21 protein-coding genes are annotated in these 22186 nt (G+C 55.0%); 10 read left to right on the top strand and 11 right to left on the bottom strand.

Annotation, left to right across the window (positions count from 1 at the left end; all coding sequences use genetic code 11):
- Window position 1 precedes the first annotated feature (1 nt).
- The 3 genes from BLU18_RS06220 (at window position 2) to yciH (ending at window position 3554) form a co-directional block, all read left to right on the top strand.
- On the top strand, window positions 2–991 hold the full coding sequence (locus BLU18_RS06220) for a DUF58 domain-containing protein (RefSeq protein ID WP_092633002.1): 990 nt from the start codon (window positions 2–4) through the stop codon (window positions 989–991).
- Window positions 988–3129, top strand: coding sequence for a transglutaminase TgpA family protein (locus tag BLU18_RS06215; protein ID WP_092633000.1), 2142 nt, complete (start codon window positions 988–990; stop codon window positions 3127–3129). The genes BLU18_RS06220 and BLU18_RS06215 overlap by 4 nt, the downstream gene beginning before the upstream one ends.
- 131 nt (window positions 3130–3260) lie before the next feature.
- Window positions 3261–3554 carry a stress response translation initiation inhibitor YciH gene (gene yciH, locus BLU18_RS06210; protein ID WP_049935096.1) on the top strand — a complete coding sequence of 98 codons (294 nt, stop codon included), beginning with the start codon at window positions 3261–3263 and terminating at the stop codon, window positions 3552–3554.
- A gap of 63 nt (window positions 3555–3617) precedes the next feature.
- Here yciH and BLU18_RS06205 read toward each other — a convergent pair whose 3' ends face one another.
- Window positions 3618–3959, bottom strand: coding sequence for a rhodanese-like domain-containing protein (locus BLU18_RS06205; RefSeq protein WP_092632999.1), 342 nt, complete (start codon window positions 3957–3959; stop codon window positions 3618–3620).
- A gap of 108 nt (window positions 3960–4067) precedes the next feature.
- On the opposite strand from BLU18_RS06205, the gene BLU18_RS06200 reads away from it, so the two are divergent.
- From BLU18_RS06200 to BLU18_RS06175, 4 genes are all read left to right on the top strand, one after another.
- Window positions 4068–5747: a methyl-accepting chemotaxis protein gene (locus BLU18_RS06200; RefSeq protein ID WP_092632998.1), complete on the top strand. Its 1680-nt coding sequence runs from the start codon at window positions 4068–4070 to the stop codon at window positions 5745–5747.
- A gap of 219 nt (window positions 5748–5966) precedes the next feature.
- Complete coding sequence (locus BLU18_RS14555) at window positions 5967–6809, top strand: hypothetical protein (protein WP_143025241.1); 843 nt, start codon at window positions 5967–5969, stop codon at window positions 6807–6809.
- Between the two features lie 126 nt (window positions 6810–6935).
- The gene (locus tag BLU18_RS06185) at window positions 6936–8210 is read left to right on the top strand and encodes a hypothetical protein (RefSeq protein WP_092632995.1); all 1275 of its coding nucleotides are present in this window, start codon (window positions 6936–6938) and stop codon (window positions 8208–8210) included.
- A gap of 2 nt (window positions 8211–8212) precedes the next feature.
- Window positions 8213–9118 (top strand): hypothetical protein, encoded by a 906-nt coding sequence (locus BLU18_RS06175; protein WP_143025240.1) that lies wholly within the window; start codon window positions 8213–8215, stop codon window positions 9116–9118.
- Between the two features lie 3 nt (window positions 9119–9121).
- Here BLU18_RS06175 and BLU18_RS06170 read toward each other — a convergent pair whose 3' ends face one another.
- From BLU18_RS06170 to BLU18_RS06155, 4 genes are all read right to left on the bottom strand, one after another.
- Window positions 9122–10261: a tyrosine-type recombinase/integrase gene (locus BLU18_RS06170; RefSeq protein ID WP_218124058.1), complete on the bottom strand. Its 1140-nt coding sequence runs from the start codon at window positions 10259–10261 to the stop codon at window positions 9122–9124.
- Window positions 10254–10742, bottom strand: coding sequence for a hypothetical protein (locus BLU18_RS06165; protein ID WP_092632991.1), 489 nt, complete (start codon window positions 10740–10742; stop codon window positions 10254–10256). Before BLU18_RS06165 ends, BLU18_RS06170 begins: the two co-directional genes overlap by 8 nt.
- Window positions 10739–11296, bottom strand: coding sequence for a hypothetical protein (locus BLU18_RS06160; RefSeq protein ID WP_092632990.1), 558 nt, complete (start codon window positions 11294–11296; stop codon window positions 10739–10741). The genes BLU18_RS06165 and BLU18_RS06160 overlap by 4 nt, the downstream gene beginning before the upstream one ends.
- Before the next feature lie 66 nt (window positions 11297–11362).
- Window positions 11363–11581 carry a hypothetical protein gene (locus BLU18_RS06155; protein ID WP_092632989.1) on the bottom strand — a complete coding sequence of 73 codons (219 nt, stop codon included), beginning with the start codon at window positions 11579–11581 and terminating at the stop codon, window positions 11363–11365.
- A 408-nt stretch (window positions 11582–11989) separates the two neighbouring features.
- Here BLU18_RS06155 and BLU18_RS06150 point away from each other — a divergent pair, with 408 nt between their 5' ends.
- A complete protein-coding gene (locus BLU18_RS06150) occupies window positions 11990–13321 on the top strand; it encodes a recombinase family protein (RefSeq protein ID WP_176791185.1) in 1332 nt (443 codons plus the stop codon).
- Between the two features lie 430 nt (window positions 13322–13751).
- On the opposite strand, the gene BLU18_RS06145 is transcribed toward BLU18_RS06150, so the two are convergent.
- Window positions 13752–14063, bottom strand: a complete 312-nt coding sequence (locus tag BLU18_RS06145; RefSeq protein ID WP_092632987.1) for a hypothetical protein — start codon at window positions 14061–14063, stop codon at window positions 13752–13754.
- 549 nt (window positions 14064–14612) lie between these two features.
- Between BLU18_RS06145 and BLU18_RS14550 the strand changes: the two genes are divergently transcribed.
- Entirely contained in the window at window positions 14613–16811 is a 2199-nt protein-coding gene (locus BLU18_RS14550; protein WP_143025239.1) for a Piwi domain-containing protein, read from the top strand.
- Here the strand turns inward: BLU18_RS14550 and BLU18_RS14545 are convergent.
- The 5 genes from BLU18_RS14545 to BLU18_RS15315 form a co-directional block, all read right to left on the bottom strand.
- The gene (locus BLU18_RS14545; RefSeq protein WP_143025238.1) at window positions 16777–17883 is read right to left on the bottom strand and encodes a hypothetical protein; all 1107 of its coding nucleotides are present in this window, start codon (window positions 17881–17883) and stop codon (window positions 16777–16779) included. The two genes, BLU18_RS14550 and BLU18_RS14545, sit on opposite strands and share 35 nt — an antisense overlap.
- Window positions 17873–18316 (bottom strand): hypothetical protein, encoded by a 444-nt coding sequence (locus BLU18_RS14540; protein ID WP_143025237.1) that lies wholly within the window; start codon window positions 18314–18316, stop codon window positions 17873–17875. The genes BLU18_RS14545 and BLU18_RS14540 overlap by 11 nt, the downstream gene beginning before the upstream one ends.
- 124 nt (window positions 18317–18440) lie before the next feature.
- Entirely contained in the window at window positions 18441–19385 is a 945-nt protein-coding gene (locus BLU18_RS06130; RefSeq protein WP_092632984.1) for a recombinase family protein, read from the bottom strand.
- On the bottom strand, window positions 19382–20170 hold the full coding sequence (locus BLU18_RS14535; RefSeq protein ID WP_176791184.1) for a hypothetical protein: 789 nt from the start codon (window positions 20168–20170) through the stop codon (window positions 19382–19384). The genes BLU18_RS06130 and BLU18_RS14535 overlap by 4 nt, the downstream gene beginning before the upstream one ends.
- 51 nt (window positions 20171–20221) lie before the next feature.
- Complete coding sequence (locus BLU18_RS15315) at window positions 20222–20602, bottom strand: DUF7344 domain-containing protein (RefSeq protein WP_449272127.1); 381 nt, start codon at window positions 20600–20602, stop codon at window positions 20222–20224.
- Between the two features lie 206 nt (window positions 20603–20808).
- On the opposite strand from BLU18_RS15315, the gene BLU18_RS15010 reads away from it, so the two are divergent.
- Complete coding sequence (locus BLU18_RS15010) at window positions 20809–21036, top strand: hypothetical protein (protein ID WP_245697889.1); 228 nt, start codon at window positions 20809–20811, stop codon at window positions 21034–21036.
- Window positions 21037–22186: the final 1150 nt, after the last annotated feature.

Raw genomic sequence — 22186 nt, 5'->3', positions numbered from 1 at the left:
GATGTTCGGCCTCCGCCCGACCCGCCGCGGTCTCGCGGTCCTCGCGCTGACGGGCGTCGCCGTCGCGATGAGCGTCGGGTTCGGCCCGCGGTCGCTCGACGCCGTGATTCTCCCCGCCGCCGTCGCCCTCGTCGCCGCGGGCGTCCAACTCGCCGTCCTCGACCCGCCCGCCGTTGAGCGCACCGTCCCCCCGCCGGGCGACCCGGGCACGACCGGCACCGTCTCCCTCGCGCTCACGACCGACACGCCCGCCACCGCGACCGTTCGCGACCGACTGCCCGCGGGCCTCGACGGCGACGCGCGCGCGACGGTCGTCACCGGCGGCGACCCGTTCACCTACGAGGTGACCTACCGCGAGCGCGGCGCCCACGCGCTCGGCCCCGTCGTCGTCCACGCGCGGGACGTACTCGGCCTCGTGCGCCGGACGTTCACCGTCGATTCCGAGAACACTATCCTCGTTTACCCGCGCGTCTGCACGCTCTCGCCGGCCGTTCGCGAGCGATTGCGGGCGCTCGCGGCCCCCGCTGGCCACGCCGGGCGCGGGACGTTCAACCACCTCCGGGAGTACACCCGGAGCGACTCGCTCCGCGACGTTCACTGGAAGTCGAGCGCCAAGCGCGACGACCTCGTGGTGCGGGAGTTCGCCGACGAGGACGACGCCTCGACGGTGACGGTGACGGCGAACGCCGCGCCCGGTCACGCCGACCGGATGGCGGAGGCGGCGGCTGCCGTCTGTGTGGCCCTCCTCGACGAGGGCGTGACCGTCGCGCTCACGACGCCCGACGGCCACGTGACGGTGGCTCCCGGCGACGCCGCGGACGCCCTCGCACATCTCGCCCGCGTCGGCGACGGACAGGTCGAGGACCACGACGCCGACGTGACTGTCGATGCCGCCGCCGAGACGACGGTTCGCGTCGCGGGCGCGACGCTGCGGTTCGACCCTGGAGAGCGTCGGTCGCTCGCCGACCACGCGCCGGAGGTGGTCGCGTGAGCGACGCCGTCGCCGACCGCCTCCGGGTGGCGGCCGGTCTCGACGCCCGCCACGTCGCACTCGCGGCGCTCGGCCTCCTCACCCTGTCGTACGGCAGCGTCTTCTATCACGTCACGGACGTGGTGGGTGGCTCCGAACTCATGCTCGCGGCGCTCGTCGGGCCCGCGGCGCTCGCGCTCGTGGTCGGGCGCGTCCTCCGCGTGCGGACCGCGCTCGGCCTGACGGCGCTGTTGCTCGCGGGCGGCGTAGCGGTGTACTTCCTGTCAGTGCCGGCGACCCAGCGCGCGCTCCTCTCGCCGGGGCGACTCCTCTCCGACACCGTGGCGCTGCTCACCGGGCTGTCCGTGTTGCGACTGACGCAGGCGAACGTCTGGGCGCTCTCGGTTGCGCCCGGCCCGGTCTTTCTCTCCTGGTATCTGGCCGTCCGACGGCGGTACGTCTGGAGCGCCGCCTGTGGCGGCACCGCGCTCTCGCTGGTCGTCCTCACCGGCGACGCGGGGACGGCCACGACGCTCGCGGGCGTCGTCACCGCCGCGGGCCTCGTCGGCTTCGGGACGCTCGACCGCCACGGCGGGATGGCGTCGCAGGCCGACACGCTGGTCGTCCTCCTCGTGGTGATGGTCGTCGCCGCGACGACGCTCTCGGTGGCGGCGCCGGCCCGTGGCGGCCCCGTCCTCCCCGACCGCTCGTCGTCGACGACGGGCGTCGCGAGCTTCGCCGATACGGGCGACAGCGTTCGCATCTCGGGCGCTATCAGCCTCTCGCCACAGCAACAGTTCACCGTCGAGAGCCCCCGACGCAGCTACATGACCACGGGAACCTACGACCGCTACACTGGGTCTGGCTGGGTGCGCTCCGGCGACACCCGGCCGTACGCCGGTCAGTTGGACGACCCGCCGGGCGAGGGCGACGAACTCCGCCAGACCGTCACCGCGACGACGGAGCTCGGGTCGATGCCGGCGGCGTGGCGCCCAGTCAGCGTCGACGGGATTGCGGACTCGCGCGTCCGCGTCACGTCGCAGGGGTCGATTCGCCCGACGACGACGCTTGACCCCGGTGAATCGTACACCGTGACCAGCCGCGTCGTCGAGACGCCGAAAGACGACGAGGGGACGGCCACCCCCGAGTACCCCGACGGGCTCCGCGAGACGTACACGCGCTTGCCCGCGTCGACGCCCTCGCGCGTCGGGGCACGCGCCGACGCGGTGACGGCCGACGCCGAGACACCCGTCGCGAAGGCGCGCGCCGTCGAGACGCATCTGGAGTCGACCAAGCGCTACTCGCTGTCCGTCGACCGGCCCGAGGGCAACGTCGCCGACGCCTTCCTCTTTGAGATGGACGCCGGCTACTGCACCTACTTCGCGACGGCGATGGTGGTGTTGCTCCGTGCGGAGGACGTGCCCGCACGCTTCGTCACCGGCTACACGCCGGGCGAACGCGACGACGGCGAGTTCGTCGTCCGCGGCCTCGACTCGCACGCGTGGGTGCAGGTGTATCTCCCCGACGAGGGGTGGGTCCGCTTCGACCCGACGCCCACCGTCTCTCGCGAAGCCGCGGAACAGACGCGCCTCGCCGACGCGGGGGTGGGCGACCCCGCGGACGACACCGCGGCGAACGACTCACCGACGCCGACACCCGGCGCCGACGCGACGCCTACCGCGACGCCCCCGGGCGGCCCGAACACGCCCGGCGCCGTCGGTGACTCGGGCGCTGGGGCGGGTCCACAGACTGGCTCCGGCCCGACGCTCCCGTCGCGGTCGACGCTTGCCTTCTGGGGGGTCGTGTTGATTGGCCTCGGCGCGGCGCTGCGACGCACGGGAGCGGTTCGGCGCCTGCGACGCGCGGTGTGGCTTCGCCGTCGCGGGCCACGCCGCGACCCCGACACCGACGCGACGCGGGCCTTCGACCGCCTCGCGTACCTGCTGGAACAACGGGAGCGCCCCCGCCGTCCCGGCGAGACGCCGCGGGCGTACGTCCGCTCGCTCACGACTGACCCGCGCGCTCGGCGGGTTCTGACGGCGTACGAACGCGCCCGCTACGGCGACGGGGTCGACCGCGACACTGCCGACGACGCTCTCGACGCCGTCGACGAGCTGGTTCGGGAGCGCGCGCTCCCGTGGCGACTCCGCGACCGCTGAGCGAGTGCGCTCGGTCGTCTCACCGGCTCGGTTGCGACCGGTTCGGCGTCGCGACTGACAGCTGTCCGGGTCGGACCGAATCGGGCGTCCCGACACAATTTAATAGTCCCATCGAGTAGCCTTAGGCTGTAATGTCGGAAGTCTGCTCGACGTGCGGGCTCCCTGAGGAACTCTGCGTCTGCGAAGACGTCGCCAAAGAGTCCCAGGAGATCAACATCCGCATCGACGAGCGCCGTTACGGGAAGGAGGTAACGATCATCGAAGGGTTCGATCCGAAAGACGTCGACATGGACAGCCTGTCGTCGGACCTCAAGTCGAAGTTCGCCTGCGGCGGAACTGTCGAAGACGGCTCCATCGAACTCCAGGGGAACCATCTCGGCCGCGTGGAGGACTTCCTCCGCGATAAAGGGTTCAACGTCGCGTGATCGTCACCTAACCTGCGTCTGCGGTTCGGCCGACCCACGCCCGCTCGTCGGGTACGTATTTTTTTAGAACGGTGATTCGGGAGCCTCGCCGTCAGTCACCAACTCGCCCTCCCACGCCTCGAGGCCACCGATCATGCTCTTGACCGTCGCGTCCGCCGTCCCCTCGTACGACCCGATGAGGCGGGCGGCCTGCACGCTCGCCTTGCCGTGCGGACAGACGGTGACGATGTGCTCTGCGTCCGCGAACTCCTCGATGCGGTCGGGCAGGTCGCCGAAGGGCACGTTCTCGCTGCCGGGGATGTGTCCCTGCGCGAATGCGCCGGGCGAGCGAATGTCGATGATTCGCGGGCGGTCCTCACTCTCCAGCGACGCCTCGACGTCCTCGGGGCTGATTTCGCCGTCCATATCGGTTCCACGGGCGTGGTGTGAATAAGCGTCCGGGTCTCCGGTCACCGTTCCTACGAGCTGATAATCGACTACACGTTTGTGGGAGTGGCGTCCGTCAATCTACGCATGGACTCCGTACCCGACCTGTATCGACGTGCCCTCTGGGACTCCATGGACCGCCTCGGCGTCGACGAATCGATAGAGCGGAAAATCATCGCGGCGGTGGCCATCCAGTTCGGTGTCGCCGTCGTCCTCGCACTCCTCCCCTTTGTCCTGACCGGCGTCGTGCGCGCCGCGGTGACGGCCGCGCTCCTCGGCGGCGCCGCAGTCGCGTGTGCAAACACGCTTCTCATCGCCCGCCACGACTTCGTCGAACCCGTCCGAGCCTTGGAGGACGCAGCGACGACCATCGCCGCCGGCGAACTCGACGCCGCGACGGTCGAGACCCACGAGCAAGACGACGAACTCGGGAGTCTCGTCCACGCCTTCGACGAGATGCACGCGTCGCTCCAGACGATTTCCGCGCAGGCCGACGCCCTCGCTCGCGCGGACTTCGACGCCGCCGTCCTCGACGAGGACGTGCCCGGGTCGTTCGGCGACGACCTCGACCACATGACCGACAACCTGCGGGCGAACACCCGCGAACTCGAGGCGTTGACCGACCGCCTCGAACGCACCGCCGACGAGTACGGCGAGGTCATGGCCGCCGCCGCGGACAAGGACCTCTCGGTGCGGATGGACCCCGACCCCGAGAGCGAGGCCATGGCCGCCATCGCCCGGTCGTTCAACCGAATGCTCGACGACCTAGAATCGACGGTCGGCGAGGTGTACGCCTTCGCCGACACCGTCTCCGAGCGCACCGTCGACGCCTCCGCCGACCTCGGCGAGGTGGCCCGCGCCAGCGAGGACATCAGCGACGCCACCGACGACATCGCCACCGACGCCGAAGCCCAGCGCGACCAACTCGAGCAAATCGTCGCCGAGATGAGCGACCTCTCGGCGACCATCGAGGAGATTGCCGCCTCCGCCGACAGCGTCGCCGAGGTGGCGACCCGCACCGCCGAGCGAGGCGACGAGGGCCAGCAAGCCGCCGTCGAGGCCATCGAGAAGATGGACGCCATCGAGACGCAGGCGACCGAGACGATGGCTCAACTCCGCGAACTCGACGACCGGATGGACCGCATGGGCGACATCGTCGCCACCATTTCCGACATCGCCGAGCGGACGAACCTCCTCGCACTCAACGCCTCCATCGAGGCCGCGCACTCCGGCGACGACGCCGACGGCTTCGCCGTCGTCGCCGACGAGGTGAAGTCGCTCGCCGAGGAGGCACAGGCCGAAGCGACGGACGTGCAAGAGATAATCGACGGCGTCCAGCGACAGACCGCGACGGCCGTCGAGGGGATGGAGCGGACGACCGACGAGGTGTCCGAGGCCGTCGACACCGTCGAGGCCGCCATCGACTCTCTGGATACCATCGCGGAACTCGCCCACGAGACCGACGAGGGCGTGCGCGAAATCACCGATGCGACCGACCAGCAGGCCGCCTCGACCGAGGAGACTGTCTCCACCATCGAACGGGTCGAGACGACGAGCGAGGAGACGGCCGCGGGCGCCACCCGCGTCGCCGACGCCGCCCGCGACCAGACCGACTCGCTCGATGCCGTGGCGACCCGGGTCGACGAGTTGGCGGAGCAAGCCGATACTTTGCTGGGACTGCTGGAGGAATTCGACCTCTCAGAGTATGCGGGGACCGAACTGGCCGCCGCGTCGACGGGGGGTGAGGCAGAGGTTATGTCGGACTAGATTGGTGAATTAGTGTTGGCGAGACGAAAGAGCCGATCTAACCGAACCAAGCGCGTTCTTAATGCAATGGCTTCCCGTTAATATTTCCAGGCCCATCGGATTGTCTTCTTCTCCGGGCCGACGGGTGTTGGGAAGACGACGCTGATGAACGCCTACATCTAATAACTACTAGTAAACCTTCGATCAGGTCTATAAGCAGTAAGACCAATTTAGATGAAAATGAACGATTCTGGATCCAATAACCCACAATCAATATTGAGATTCATCAGTATACGCTGGGTTGAACTCTTGGGTTTTATATTTCTCATCGCAATTGCAATTGATCACGGGATATATGCCGGAGATAAATTCATAAACAGCGTTACCACTTGGGCCAGTGAAAACAATGGTCTCGCCTCGGTTATCCTTTCTACAGGCCTGCTCTTCGCCTACCTCCTTCAATTCCGCTCCCAAGATCGGCAACGAGTCTTGATGGAACAACAAAAACAGATTATGAATGCTGGATATACTCCTCTTATCGGCGTTATACAACAGGACCTCGAAGACCACAGTACCAACCCCAAAACCTCTGAAACCGAATCACTGAAACTCACTATAGTTAACCGCGGTAATTCATTGGCGACAGATCTTGAAGTTCACTTTCTAATTACCTATGACGCTCATAATCAACGTTACACCAATCATAGTGGTCCACTCAGAAGAACAGAGGACGGCGTATGGTGGAATTCTGGATCTGGTGGTAGTCTATCTCCAGAAGAAAGCGAAGTGGAATTCCATATACCAGTGGAAGTCACCGATACAAAATGCAGTCAAAACGAACCTACTGATATTGCTGATGCTATCAACGATATCTTTGATTCAGGAAATAGCATTGACGAAATAGAAATCGCAACGCAACTCCGCTATCAAGATGCAAAAGGCAACCAGAAAGAAATCGACCTTACAATATACACGATTCAGTCTCCTAACGGAGACATCGAGTTGAAACTATCCTCAGCTGCTGACGAAAGGCCTGTAAGAGAGTCCAAATATTCGGATGAAGTAGATAGAATCAGGACATGACATTGCCCTACCCTATCGTACATATCCATCGTACATCTTTTTGTTCCTAGCGAAACGAACCCCACTAATGGCAGTCCTCTCTCCCCCCTCGAACACCACACGTACCACAGGCTAACCTTTGCCACTATGAAACCAAATCTGGATAACTTAGCTGGGGAAGATATCAACACAATCGTCGGTAAGCTTGTGGACTTCGTAACCCGAACTGGCGAAGAGATCTCTGAAGAAAAAAGGAACAAAACCACAAAAACCCCTGAGCTGAAATTCTTTATAGCCCGTAGCCACGCATACCAACTCGGAAGCTTGGAGGATATCGTTGAAACTCAGCTTCGAGATGAGTCTTTGAATGACTATGAATACAATTTCTTTGAAAATCATCTATTCAAGGAACAAAAACTAAATGAGAATATATCCTACGTCCGGATTAGCACACCAGAATATGACCGTCACGATGACTTCATTTTCTATCTCGAAGACGACTACCTCCGGGTATTCACAGTCGAACGACGACACTGGACAAAACGGACGGTCGAGAAACTAATCCGTTACCTCCCCTCATTAGACAGGATCTTTCTCTCCTCAGAAGATCTCGTTGACATCGTTAACGGAGTTGACGGTGACGTAGATGGCTTTACTGCAAAATACGACACGGTCTTTGACGATCGAGATATGAGCATCCAGCTGCACGGCGGGGAGGAACGATATCTAGAGGATTTGGAGGCTGATTACGGAGTTCAACCTACACGACTTGAGTTCAGTAAGACGAACAGCCCGCGAATAGAAGGAACAGCTAACCGTGATGGATACGGATCAATTCCTCGTGTCCAACAATCAGAACCGGGTTTCGGAAACGACACCACGATAGAACTTACCAATCAGTACGTTCAGAAGGATCAGGAAAACTTCGAAGTTGAATATGCTCCGAGGAAACTGTCATATACAGACGAACAGGCTATTGCAGATCTTTCTGATTTCGATGTAGAGGAGTCGAAAGATGTACCGACCCCCGTTGATGATGATACCCCGGACTCTGTAGCAGCTGACGGTGGATTCTCTATTGAAGGCTACACCACAGTCGAATTAGTTGAACACATACCCAATAAGAAGACGGATCCAGATCAGGAATCCCCGTCATTTGAGCAACTCGTTGAGGGACTCCGAGAAAATATCCTTGACAAAAAACGGCGGTACGACTTCTCAGAATGGGAGGAAGGCAACTTTTTCGTATTCGATGGAGAACGGAATGAACCATTCGAGATCACCATCAACGAGACGAATATCCTCCTTCACGCCAAGGCCACCACAACTGCGGCCAGCCTCAGTGACTTCTACTCCATAATCCACAACGAACTCAGCACTAACTACCAAGTCAGGAAGCACTCGGAGAAGATCTCAATCTAACTATGGGGTGGCTGGAACAAAAGGAGAAAATAGATGCCCTCAATCTCTTTCATTCTGCGATAAAAAGTGACACGAGTAATGAAGGGATCGCATCTCAGGGATACAAACTTGTCGGCCCATTTCTCCCAGTCCCTGACAACAGAAATGATGTGTTCACACGACCGGAATTCACCTTCTATAGCGGCGATACTGTCATATTCGTCAACGTCGAGCCAGACGACCGAGTTACTGAAGAACATCGGCGCCGAGCAGAAGACTACGAACGGCTAAACTTGGAAGCTGTGGAAGACTTCATCCGGAAGAAAGGCAGAGCAGACGAAATCAATCTCTCTACCCGTGATCTCAATCACTTTGAACACCATCTTGTCTTCGATAAACACACCGTAGATTCTGTTAGAGCGGGCGGGCCTGGCGCTGACATCTACGACGACATCAAGGACAAATGCGGTATTCTTTCCCAGAGTAGAGGCGGAGAACTCCGTTTCGAGGGAGGATTAGCGCAGGATGATTCCTTCCATAGTATTGTTTCCGCCGGAATTGATCTACCTCCAACTCCAAGCAAGGAATTCCTTCTGACCGGCGAAATCAAGCCGGAGAGCTTGGCGGTATCGCTTGCGCAAGTAATCCTCCCAGAGCAATTCAAACAACATAAGACTGTGAAGATGACTCCTCGAAGAGTCCCCCATTACTACGACCGAGAGATGGATTTAGATATGGTGAGAGATACTTTGGAATACCTTCGGTACCGAGGTGCGTGCGACGATATTGGCACTTACGAGTATTCATTTAGCCGAGAAAACGTCTCCGAGCTTTATGAAGTGGAAAATCACCTTCGTGACACCACTATTCAGGAATACTTGGACAAACAAGGTGGAAAGCAATTTTCAATGGAAGAGTATCTCGACTAAGCATTAGTATTGCATCTCCAGACGTAACTTGAAGATCGACGCCCGATACTGCCGCTCAATATGCGCGTAATTCGGATGCAGATAGTCGTCGATTGCATCCGGGAAATCATCTAACGGCGCAACTCGATCTCCACGCATATACTGCACGTGCTCACGATCCAGACCAACATTCAGTCGCCAGTGTGAACTGAACCAGTGGCGACCGAAGTGACTCGTAATAGCCTGCGTGTCCTCAGTCTCAGCGTACTCCGGATGGAACTCGCGCTTCCAGAGGTCGTTCACGCCCTTCGAACGCAGCTGCGTGTAGGTTCGCTCCGAGAGGAATAGCCATGGCTCACCAACGTTTGGTCGGACCAGTAGATATCGGAGTAAGAGCCACCGCAGCTCATCATCGACCGGAAGCAACCGCGGGTTCGAGGATTTGTTCCCATCCCGATCATGCGGGATGTACAGCACGTCCGAATGCTCTCCCAGAGCCGCGTGCGTCCCCAATTTGTCATACTGCGATTGCAACTCACTATGATCGATATCGAGGTCCTCTATCCGAATGTTACAGACCTCCCCAGCGCGAGCGCCGAGTTTCAACTGCAGTCCGATTACGGCTCGGCGCTTCAGGTTCTCGATGCCGCTGAACACCTCTCGTAACTCCTCGAGGGAGAGATTCGGGAACTCTTTGTCCGGATTTTCTCCGAGGTCGGTCGTCTCCTGTGCCAGTTCAAACGGATTGTAATCTGGCGGGTGGGGGAACGCCTCGTCGGACTGCCAGAGTTGGTAGGCCTGCGAGAGCCGATTCAACTTCCCAGCAATAGTACTCCGGGCGTTCCCGTGGACGTCGCGACGCCACTCGATGAACGACGCGACGTGTTCGGGACTCGGACAGGCGAAGTGGCGGTCCATCGACGCCATGTGCTCGCGCCACTGCCGATAGGTTAGCCGGTAGACCTTGATTGTCTCCTCACTACTGACCGACTCTCGATTCTGTAGTGCCGTTTCGATGAAGTACTCCAGCGGATCGTACAGCCCGTAGGAGTCGTCGCTGAACTCCTTGAGTGGGTCGGCCGAACGGTCGAACGCATCCGCGAATGTCTGCCTGATTTCGGCGCGTTGCGGCGGCGTGGCCGCGTCGTCGGTATTGTTACTCACGGTCGACCACCTCCGGGCGATTCTCGATGCGATACCGCCAGACCTGTTCGGCGTAGTCATGCTCGATAGCCGCGAGTAGTAGCGGATTGTAGACGTGTGGGTGCCCGCTCGTCTGCACCATGTGGTCGTAGAACTGGTAGATACGGACGAAGTAGTGCTCGTAGCACGTTTTCTTCGACCGGCCGTCGAACAGGTCACGACACCACGCCTCCGCGTCTACGGGCCGTGCAAGCGCGTGATGGCGCTCTCTGTTGTCCATGTGTTCGCGCCACGACTCACCAGCGAGTCTGATGCTCTTCTGCATCGAATTGCTCACCGGCTCGTGCGTGGGCACGAGGACGTCGTCGACGTACTCCTGCCACGTATCTTCGCCCTCGTACTGCGAGGCGTAGGTTTCGAGTCGATATCGTTCGGGAATCTCGTCGTATCGCTGGTAGACTCCTGCGTACTGTTCGGGATGGATGCCCTTGCGTCGGCTCATTTGGTGGCCTCCTGGTCGGTGAGTTCGGTGGTGTCGGTCCTCGTCGATGCCTTGGGGTCGTCTTCGGCGTTGGCGTCAGAATCGTCAGTATCACTCTCCGAATCACTACTCTCGGGCTCGTCGAGGACGTAGTACTGCCCGTCACGTTCTCGCAGCGAGCGCCCATCGAGTGCATCGAGTAGGCCAATGGTTCGGCCGGGAACTGTGTCCGCGGCGTGTTGGACGATTTCGGGCGTCGTAGCCCCTGGATTTTCCTCGATGAACGCGACGATATCCGTGCGCGCCGTCCGGTCCAGCTGGCGTTCCAGTTCTTCGACGCGGGCGCGCTGGCGACGCACTTCGTTTCGGAGGTCGTCACGCTGGTCGCGCAGTTCCCGAATCGAGTCTGCCGCGTATTCCTCCAAGTCGATCTGCTTGCGCCCTGCCTCGACCATCTCGATGATGAACTGGCTGATTGGCATATCGAGTTCGTCCGCGTGGTCGCTCCACGACTCATAGAGCGCCTCCGGAGGATACGCCGCTGCCATCTGTTTGTCTGCGCTGATATCAGGCATTGGTCTGTGCAGGTGCCGGTCGCTGGATGGTTCCAAAATCAATCGCCGGTTGCGTGTGTCGGCGGCTCATCTGTCACCCTCCGTGTCGATGGCGTCGACGACGAGTCGTCCCGTATCGTCGACGTGGAACTCGATGGCGTCCGCAGTCTCGGGGTCGACGTCGAGGTCGCGGAGGTCCTCAGGCGTGAGGTAGAGGCATGCGCCGAGCGTGTCGTCGTCGTGGGTGGAGAGTTCGGCACGGCGCGTGTCCTCTGACGGGCTGAGATTCTCCTCAGACACCGTCATGCTGACACCTCCCTACCAGCATTCGTGTCAGCGCTGGAGATTTTAAATACCAAGGCGGGGCCAAGCCTTGATAGGACATGACGGAACCCAACTCCCGTACCGATTGCAAGCTGGCCGAGAGTAGTATTCTGTACAGAGTACTTAACCGATCTATGATGTGGACAGCCTTGGCTGCCCACATCATACCTTGCTATATCTACTCTGTACAGAGAGCAAGTACCCCCTTCAATGTACACCGCTATTCGCGGGACATCAAGGGCGCAATTCAATCATATCTGACCGAGTGGCGAGCCACGTCATCTCCGTCGACGGAGGGCTCGCGAGGCGTACGTCAATCATATTTACTTGGCAATCGGCGTGACGCGCCTCAATCATACATCGTTGCGCGACCCTCTGGAGGTGGTGTCGGTGGGTGACCTTCAATCATATCTCGCCGTGAGAACGATTGAAGCAGTTCAATCATATCCGGTGAAAATCGCGTTCGCACCAGACGGCTTCACGCCTGAGGCAGTTCAATCATATCTGGTCTTGGCGAGCGTGCTGGCCTTTGTGGGGCTGGCCGCCCAGAATGACCTCACCACATTCCTCGACGACGGTGACGAGGAGTCGACGTCCCCGGATACAGAATCAGATACTGATTCTAGCGCCACCGAGACAGACGGCGGGCAACCGCGGGGAGTCATCTATGCGCGAGTAAGTAGCCAGCGGCAGGCAGAAGACGGGCACAGTCTTCGCGAACAGGAAGAGAACCTTCGCCGGATCGCCGAGGAGCGCGACATCAACCTCGTCGCGAAGCCAATCAAAGATGCGGGGGAAACGGGGACGAACTTCGACCGTCCAGGGATACGGAAGGTACGACGCCTTGCGTGCCAGGATGAGATTGAATATGTGCTCGTCGACGCTATTGATCGGGTCGGTCGGACTGCCGCAGAGACGACCTACTACCTCCACGAGTTGCGGACCCAGTGTGGTGTGCGAGTTATCACAGCCGAATCGGGTGAATTGGATGTCTCGAAGTTCGAGGATCTTGTGCCTATAGTGCTCGATACGTTGATGTCACAACGATCGAACGAAACCCGCGCACGACGCGCTCGGATGGGACGGATTGAGCAATTCAGTCGGAAGAATTGGTCTGCGTTCTACAGTTCCGCACCTCTTGGCTACCAGTACGTGGACGACGATTGGTTGGCAGTTGATTCGTCCGAGGTCGAAACTGTTCTCCGGCTCTTTGAGACGTTTCTTGAGGTCGATATCCAGGGCGCGTACAGTGCGACGGAGGCCCGTGTTGCGGGCTACTCTCCCTCGAGTTCACACGCTCTGAAGCGACTCCTCCAAAACCGGGTATATATCGGCAAGCCTGGAATTGATGCCGAGCATCCCGAAACGGGTGAGCGTGTCTTCGTCGAGGATAGCGATCTGCAGATCGTTGAGGAGGAACTCTTCGAGCGCGTTCAAAAGAAAATCGAGGTAATCCAGGAACGGTATTCGACAGATTCCGGTGAGTCGGATAGTCCAGATGGTCTCGAAGATGTGGTGGCCGAGTTTGGACTTGAGCCCGTCGTCGATTCGTGTGAGATGGCGCAGTTGCACTGCATGGACTGTGGTGGCGACGTCGTGAAGAACGGTCAGCGGACGCTTACGGACCGTACTGTTCACAATTACAAGTGTACTGAGTGCGGTCGACAGCGAAAATTCCCGACTGAAAACGAACTGAGCCAACTTCGAGAATCTGTTTCATAGTCCCTAGACCGAGACGCTCGCTGGGCGTTCTTCGGAGGTATATCTCAATCAGCGAGAGAGGGAGAGAGGAATGAGGGGGGAAAGGGGTGTCAAAATCTCCCTCTGGCTGATGGGCTTCCGGACTGCGTCACGGAGTCCCGATGCCCGTTCTGGGAGTGAATACAATCTATAATAAAACTATCACCGCTGGCGAAATTGGTGTTGTGACATCACTTAGTTATCCTTCTCAGGATGGGGTGGATAACCCTGTTTTACTCTGTCGAGAAGTCTATATTCGGCTCCCTCGACAGACTACTAATGATCGAGGATGTCGCACACCGCATCACCGCATATCTCCGCGATCAAATCGACGAGATCAATCGAACCGTCGTAGCGGTCAAGTAGCTGTCGAACCAGATAGGTTGCTATTTGCGGGCTAACTCCTGCGCTCTTACCACTCTATCTGCCGCTCTTCCCGCTCTTCGTAGTCGAGTTCGAGGATTTCACCATATTCACTGGCGTCTTCTGTGAATCCTTCTGACCGCCCCTTCAGACGTTGCCACACCGGATTTTCCATCTCTGGCTTATACATAATCTGTTCTTTTGCTGGTCCGTTGTGGAAGATGCGGATCTGGTAGTCCCCATCCTCCCATACCCTGGTTTCGAGTGTTTGGGGGTGCGGAATTTCTTCATCGGCGATTTCACGAAGACGATCAATCAGCGGTACCAGTGACGCCATTGGAGGCATTTCGTTTTCGGTCATTGCTGAGTCCCCGGTCTCACCAGTCGCGACAGATACTCTACGCGACAGTGTATCGGTGTAACGCACGCTACCTTCACCGACCGATAAGAGCGACAGAGGCTGCCACGACTGGCTAAGAACGGAACGCTTTGTGGTGCTGGCCGGTGGTGAATAATACTATCGACGCTCACTCCTTGAGGTGGTTTCACAAACTGATTTTTTTATACTATGCCCATTCCAGTGTAATTGTAGGGTTACCCCTACACAGGACGTCAAACCAGAACTCATTGGGGAGTCTACGGGGCGTCCTGTCTTCTCTGAGTTACGTAGTGAATCCATTTCAGTCGTCTTCTGGGCCCCGCGTGAGGAGTGAGGAGATGTGCCTATTTCCTCACGCTGCGAACGACGTCGACTGGTTGTGACGTCGGATTCTCAATGGTGTCATCGAGAGGGGAGCACTCGTCCTTCCTCTACAACTATTTCAGAAGATATCTGTCGTGTTTGAACATACGAGTATAGGAAGCGATATTCAGGCTTGGATTTAAATTGTAGTATACTATTTAACAGATAATGGCTCTATTCGCAAATTCGTTCGAGATTGAGGTTCCGAAACTTTCTGCAGCAAAATATAGTATTGATCCTCAGCCTTCGAGCAGTGATCCCTGGAAACAGCTGGACAACTATGAACGAGCCATAAAATCAGAGTGTAGTGGATCTGCTCAGCGAATTAATGAGGATGGGAAGTGGTACATATTATCCATAGGTTCCCACGACTCCAAACCAAGTGTAACAACGAATGATGGAACAGAATTAACCAAAATTGGGGATACGACTGTAGGAGGCGAATCTGGGAAATATCAGGAAGCTGTGATACAATCTCTTCGAGATTCACTAGGGTGGTTCGTAACGACCCAGCTGGATTACTGGGAATTAGGGAACAGTCAAAGATTCTATGAGTGGAACCCCTCCGATATTGTCGATGGATACGACACATATCACGGGTATAGTACTTCTATCGAATTTAACGACGGATACTACTTGACGATTGATCCGACAGTTAAGTTCATCTCAGACCTATCAGTATATGACTATTTGAAAAAATTTGGCTCGAAGAAAGTTGAGAACCTCCTATTGGATCGGAACTGTACTTTGATGTCGAATGATCGCCACACGGTTGAGCTGGTTTCGATTGCAGATGACTTGTCTGTATCTGACAAAACTATGACTCTTGATGGTGAGGATACATCTGTATATGAATATATACAAAACAATGACAATTACTCAGATGAGCAGGCAGAACGTGTCGATCCTTCCGAACCTCTTGCACGCATACAGTTTTATTGGAGCGATGAACCGGTTGATTCTGCACCGTCATTACTCCATCCCCATCCTGAGGAAATCGAACCTTCGATGACCGGGTATGCGTCACGATCATCTCGTAGTAGGTGGGGAGATACAGAGAGATTTGCGCAGGATATTAACTATATTCAAGTTTTCAACACGAAGTGCCCCGTATCGGATAGTCCTCGCCAGGATGGTAGTTTTTCGCTTAATTATCCGCCGCTACAGTTCGGTGGTGGAAATGAGATGGTCCCTGGACAAAATAATGCGATAGAACCAGATCAGATTATCCATGAGAGAAATTGGCGATACGTCCTACGAGATTATTTAGAAGAATTCGGCCCCGTTTCAAAACATCGTGGAGCCGCACAAATAGATCTCCTTCATCCGGATGGCCGAGAAGATACCGCTCTCGAAATGTTTGATAAACTCCAGTCATACGCCAACGAGTACGTCGGCATTACTATTCAGGACCGCCCGGGGACGGTATCTCATCAAGACTATCAAGAATTACGTGAATGGATTCGACGGCATAGGTCTAATTCTGATGGAGTTATCGTTCTCTTAGACAGCCATTCTGAGGAGTACCATGATATACTAGCTGAACTTGATGGGCTTCCTGCACAAGCTATTCAACTTAAAACATATCGTGAGTCGTTCGGATCTGACGGCTTTAGCAACTCACTATACAATGTCGTCTGTGGCTTAGCCACGAAGATTGGGACTCGACCTTTCTTATTGTCGTCTCCACTGGAGGCCGATCTGTATCTCGGTATGAGTGTAACGGGTGATGAGGTCAATAGCGCTGCTGCAGTTTTGATATCTGGATCAAATGGTGACCTCATCCATCAAACTACCAATAACTTGGCTACTGGATCGAGTACCGTCACTAATTTCGAGGTCTCTCGAAGGATAGTACGGCAATTAATAGCAGAAGCGATTGATCGGGGATTGATCGAAGACCCTCAGTCTCTCATTATCCACCGGAACGGACAGTTTGGTGATGCAGAAATTGACGGAATCAGAGACGGTATCTCTGAATTACAGGATAGTGGCCACATTAACGGTTCCTTTGATTGGCAGGCTATTGAAATATCTGAAAGTTCTGGTCACCGGTTGTATTCGGATACAGGAAACCGAACTTGTGAGACTGGCGCAGCTATGAGATTGGACTCACAGAATGTTATTGTAAGCACCTATGGGAAGCCGGAGATACATCAAGGATCTCCATCACCATTGCACTGTTCAGTTTCGGTTGATAACGGAGATATCTCTGTAGAAGGAATTGCCTCTGATGTGTTTAAATTATCCTTCCTCAATTGGGGGTCTCCAATGATGAAAATGAAACATCCCCTAACGACCCAACTCCCGTCTCAAATGCACGATATTCTCTCTAGTGGTATTCCTCTATCTTATCCGCCGTTTTGATGCCCAATATATGCTTATTCACCTCTATCCGTCGTGACCGGCAGGGAGAGATTTCACTCTCTCCGAGAGTTTCCTCCATTAATTCTTTAATGTCCAGATTAATATAGTCGAGAGAAATTGTTTCAATAATTGATAGGATTTCTGGGTCAATCCAATCATCGTACTCAGTAGGCTTAGATTCTTTAGAGATTTCCAAATGTTGGTCAAAATTAGAGATATGCCTATCCAATACATCCATCTCCCAATCGGCCAGTCGTTGATCTAATAATTGCCTCACGAATCTATATCTTAACTCATCAGGAGGATGCTCGGTTCCAGCAATCCCTTCCGGAAGATTATGAGGATAAGAGGACAATAATCGTCGAGTTAATATAACCAAATATGCTGGACCGAAAGTGAGTGCCCCACACGCATCACATAGAAGCTCGTAAAACCACTCTCTCCATGCAGTACGAACGATCTCTCTTTGGCGTGGTTTAAATTCTGAGGCAAGAGATTCCACTCTTCTCTGGAAATTTCTCTTATCTTCTCGCTGCAAATGATCTGCGACTGCGTGGCCTAGTTCATGTCCGAGGATCGGAGCCCCCAATATCGGCCTATTATCTCTGGGAATGTGGATTGCATAGAAATCTTTCCGCACAATATCGAACGCTGCATATGCTGACCAAATGACTGGGAGATATTCTGCCTCAATTTGAAATCGCTTGTTTAGTTCATCACATACAGACTGTGTATATCGGAGACGAGCACCGTCTCCCTGGTGCTGCATCTCATTAACTGCAAAATATACGACTGCGTGCTGGAGATCTTCTACTCGGGATTCAACATTATTTAAATAGTTGAGATACGGTGTGTAAACCCTACGAAGCTGTTCTTCTGTTGGAGATTGTTCTACAGTTTCTTCAAGAGCCAATTGCCGGCGCTCTGCTTTGGATTGTGCTTCATTTATTTGATCTACCAGCTGTGTGATCGGATGTTCCCCGTTGAGATCTAATTCAGAGACGCAATCCTCCAGATGAGAAATTTGTTCGTCAATGCGTACCTTCCGCTCAAGCGATAGTTCAATTGACAAGCTTATCCCTGAATTTCTCGGACTCTGATTCCGAAGCTTGTCCAGCAATTTCGTGGATATCGAATAAAGTTTTCTCAGCTTCTGATAACCCCTCAACAGCCGTCAGTTCCTCTGATGCTCTCTCAAGTATATTGATATTCTCCGCTAATCGAGCCTCTGCTTTCGATGGAGTAATTCTCCAATGATCACAAAGTCGTTGTGAGAGTGCGTAAATATAGTCCTCAGATGATTCCGGGTCACTTAGAGCATTCCTCACCTCTTCAAGAAGTTTTCTTCCCTCTCTAAGCTGTGAACGGAGCTCCTCTTCACTCCAAGATACAGTAAGACCTTCTTCCTCATTCCTGAGCATACCTATGGCTAAGAGCGCAGTATCTGCACGCTCGTTGAAACGGCGATTTTCTTCATATCGCCGTTTCGTTCGCCAGATGCTCATCTCTAGAAGTAGGTTATAGGCGAAAATGCAAATATCTTATTATAATTCTTACGACTATCTACAGGCCGAGATTATGCTTCTCCTCCTATTAGAGAGATCTCGATCTTCCTGCGCAGTAATATATTCATTGTCTATCTTGGAAATCAAAATAGCGGTTTAATACATTCTGGATTCGACTCCTTTTACGAGGTCGGGACATAGAGGGGCGCTCAGATGGATTTGTTGTCTGGAATCGTCGTCGAGTGCTAGTCACAGCATTGAATTTCTCTTGGGATAATATCTGATATTCTGGAACTTCTTCTCGGACCTTTCCTACGTTGTATGTGCCTGCATAGAGCTTATTTCGTAGTATTGTACCGACAGTGTTGGATTTCCAGCTGTTACCGTCTTTCGTCGTTTGTCCGCGTTGATTCAGCAACTGAGCTACAACCGGCATTGAACACTCCTCAAGATATGTTTCAAAGATCCAACGAACGAGTGCTGATTCACCTCCAACTACGGATAACCTTCCGTTAGAGGCCTTTTCATAACCTAGCGGTGGAGTAGAGTTCGGCCACTTGTGTTCCATCGCGAGAGCAGTGTGCCCCATCTTTGTCCGCTGTTTGATGAGCTCGCGTTCGAACTCAGCGGCATTCGCGATATTTCGGAAATTGAATCTACCAGCTGCCGTCGTCGTGTCGATCTGCTCGGTCACGCTGTGAAGAGCGACGTTCCAGTCCCGGAACTTCTTCTCCAGCTGTACGGCGTGCATAATGCTCCTCGAGAAGCGATCGAGTTTCCAGAAGACGACGACGTCGAAGGCCCCCTTCTCAGCCTGAGTCAGCATCTGCTGAAACATCGGCCGATCTGTATCTTTCCCGCTCTTAGCCTCATCTCGGAAGACGTAGACAATATCCCATTCGAGCATTCTACAGCGGCTTACACACTGCCGAACCTGCTCGTCGAGTGAATATCCAAATCGCTGGCTCGTCGACGACGTTCGTGCGTAGATTGCTGCTTGAGTTCCCTTTGTCTCCCCACTGAGTAACGCTTGCTGTGGATTGAGCAAGGCTTCGTGTTTTTCGCTCATCTATCCGAGACTGCTGCTCGACAGTCCAAGAGACGAACACGCACTGTCTCCACTGAGATACCAGCCGCATCCGCTACTACTCGTTGAGTCAGATCTCTCTTTGAGGCTGAATAGACTGCTGCAGCCGCTACACCAGCTGGGTTTGCTCCCGATACTCGGCCCGTATTCACGACCTGTTCCAAAACGTAGTGTGCTGTGGCGACGGTATCGCCATCGAGATTAAGCTCTTGGCGCAGGAACGTGAGATAATCTCTCGGGACTGCTGTGGCTGTCTCGTGGCCGATTTCGTCTGGTAAAATCCGAACTAGTCGCTTGAGTGACTTCGTATCAATCTCGGCCGCCTTAGCGACCGGATGGATTGGAATTGGAACCCCACCGTCCCGTGATGCTAGGACGAGGACTGCACCAATAACGGCTGGCGTCGGCCGACCGTCTGTTGCATTTGCGATTGCGACGTCGCCGTATAGTTTCGCGGCTTCCTGTCGAACGGAACTCGAGACTCCAAGTTCGTCGCCAATTTGCTCCAAACAGAGGAGTGCGTCGACGACGTGCTTCTCGGTGCTATTCGTGACCTTCGAATAGTCTGTCCACGATTCTGTAGTCTGTGTAGTCTCCTCGGTAGATGTATCTGAAGTGGATTCATCAAGATCATCGGAGATAACCACGCCACAGGATGCACAGACCGGATCGAGTCCAAACTCTGATTCTAAGATCGCTTCAGAAGCACACTGAGGACAGCCCTCCAGGCTATCGTTCTCATCGGCTGTCAGCGGTGACTCCGTCATATACTCGCTAGCTGGCGCGCACCGTATATCATCAATCGCCGATTGCATCCTCTATGGGATGTTCTCACCACCAAGTGTACTACTCCGTTCGAGTGATTCCACGGCTGCATCGTTAGTAGCAATTAGAAGGGCTGCGATAGCCAGATTCGTTCCGCGAGAGATAGTCTGGCGCTTGGGGTCATAGATGAGGATGCCTGCCTCGGCAAGAGTAGGCAGATGTGTCTGCGAAAGAGCGTTGTACACGTTCCGGTACGGTTCTCCTGTCGCCAGCTCGGGCCGCACTCTCAGTTCTTCGGCTGCGATCTCACGAGCCAGTTGTCGAATCGGAATAACCGCTTCTTTACTCGTTGCTACGTGCCAGATCGTTCGCCTACGTCTCGGAGCTCGGAGAGCATGATAGAGGATCGAGAGAAACTCAGTCCCGTCATCCATTTCTCTTGTTCGGAGCTAATATCCTACAGAGACTGTCCTGAATCCAGTTTGACTGGGTGGCTGGCCAAGCGACCATGGGCCGCTAGGATAGATGGCCATCTAATTAACTCCTTTGTAGGAATTATTTCTTTCATAGGAGCGAATTCCTAACAAATGTCCTCACTGCCCGTTTGGTGATGAGTGATGGGCCGGGTCGCAAGCCCGATGTGAGCGATGAAGAGATACTTGACGTGTTTAAGCGATCAGATGATCCGATATTAACCGCTTCAGAAGTTTCAGACGCACTCAATATGGGGCGTCGAGGAATGTTGGCTCGTTTAGAAAGTCTTGAAGAGAGAGGATTACTCAAATCGAAAAAAGTCGGTGGACGGAGTGTAGTCTGGTGGTATCCTGGTCATACCTCAACGATGCCTCACGAGAGTCTTTCTTCTTAACCACCATTCGTCTAAGGCAGTTTCAACCACTCTGCTTGGATTTAGTTACGGCGCGTACTATCTCATGGATACGGTTGCTCGGCCGAAAAGATATTTTGAAACCTATCGATGTTTTCTTCGGTTTTAAGGTGTGATCAAAGTCTGATGATTGATTTTCTGGATTCAGTACATTCACCAGTAGGGTAAAGCAAGAAGCCAATTTATACGTCTTAGTGATCCCAGAAAAGAAATCGAGGTCGGATTACTGAAGCAAGGGTAAGCCTACAAAGTAGCACTATTTGAAGTCGAAAATACTCGTCCTGGTGACAACGTCAAAATCAAGATTACCGAAGCCTAGGAGAATTTCGAGCTCGCAAAAGTAATCGAGTGGATCTAGCATGGGAGATAGATCCGAGTAGGTGGTCGAGTTAATCTGACGTAATCAAGAGTTATATTGTCGAAACTAACGCATTTGTCTGGAATCCGATAGTGCGTTCTGGTTTCTGCTCCACTTGTCGGTATTAACCACTAGCTGTACTATTTGCCCTATTACGCTCCTGTATCCATACTATCAGGAACAGCCAAACAAGTAGTCTATAGTGATACCCCGTCAGGGATGACATCCTCGTACGCCTCACTACTCCATCCTCTTTCCTCCTTCCACGGAACCAGTTTGCTGTACGCCCATTTCGTCTTCCCTGCTCCTTTCATTGAGTAATACCAGATGCCACCCAGCTGCGGAGTTGACTGATTAAGTCGATGTCGTCGGTTATTCAGATCCTCTAACCTTCCTCGGATATCCTCGTTAGACAATTTGGGATTGCCGATATCGAAGTGGATGAAGTGATCAAACTCGTCGTATAGTTCCTGATGCTCTTGTCCCGCCTGATAGTAATCGCGGGAACGCAATTTCGGTCCGTAGAACGAGCTAATCAGGGATGTCGAGAGAATTCCGATAGCCAGGTATACTGAAGTCTGAGTGTTTGCATTCGTTCGGAGGATGTAGATGAGTATGCCTCCGAATAGCGCGGTAACCCCGTCGAGAATCCATCCAAGCCAACCGACGTATTTGGCCGCAAACTAGTTTCGCTCGTATGTATAGTAGACCGAACCTCGGTGATCCAGAGCTTTGTTGAACAGCTTTCTACGAGCCTTCCAATCTACGTTCTTA

Source organism: Haloplanus vescus (assembly GCF_900107665.1).
Taxonomy (GTDB): Archaea; Halobacteriota; Halobacteria; order Halobacteriales; family Haloferacaceae; genus Haloplanus; species Haloplanus vescus.
The sequence above is the reverse complement of the archived record's forward strand: the minus strand, read 5'-3'. Positions and strand labels throughout refer to the sequence as shown.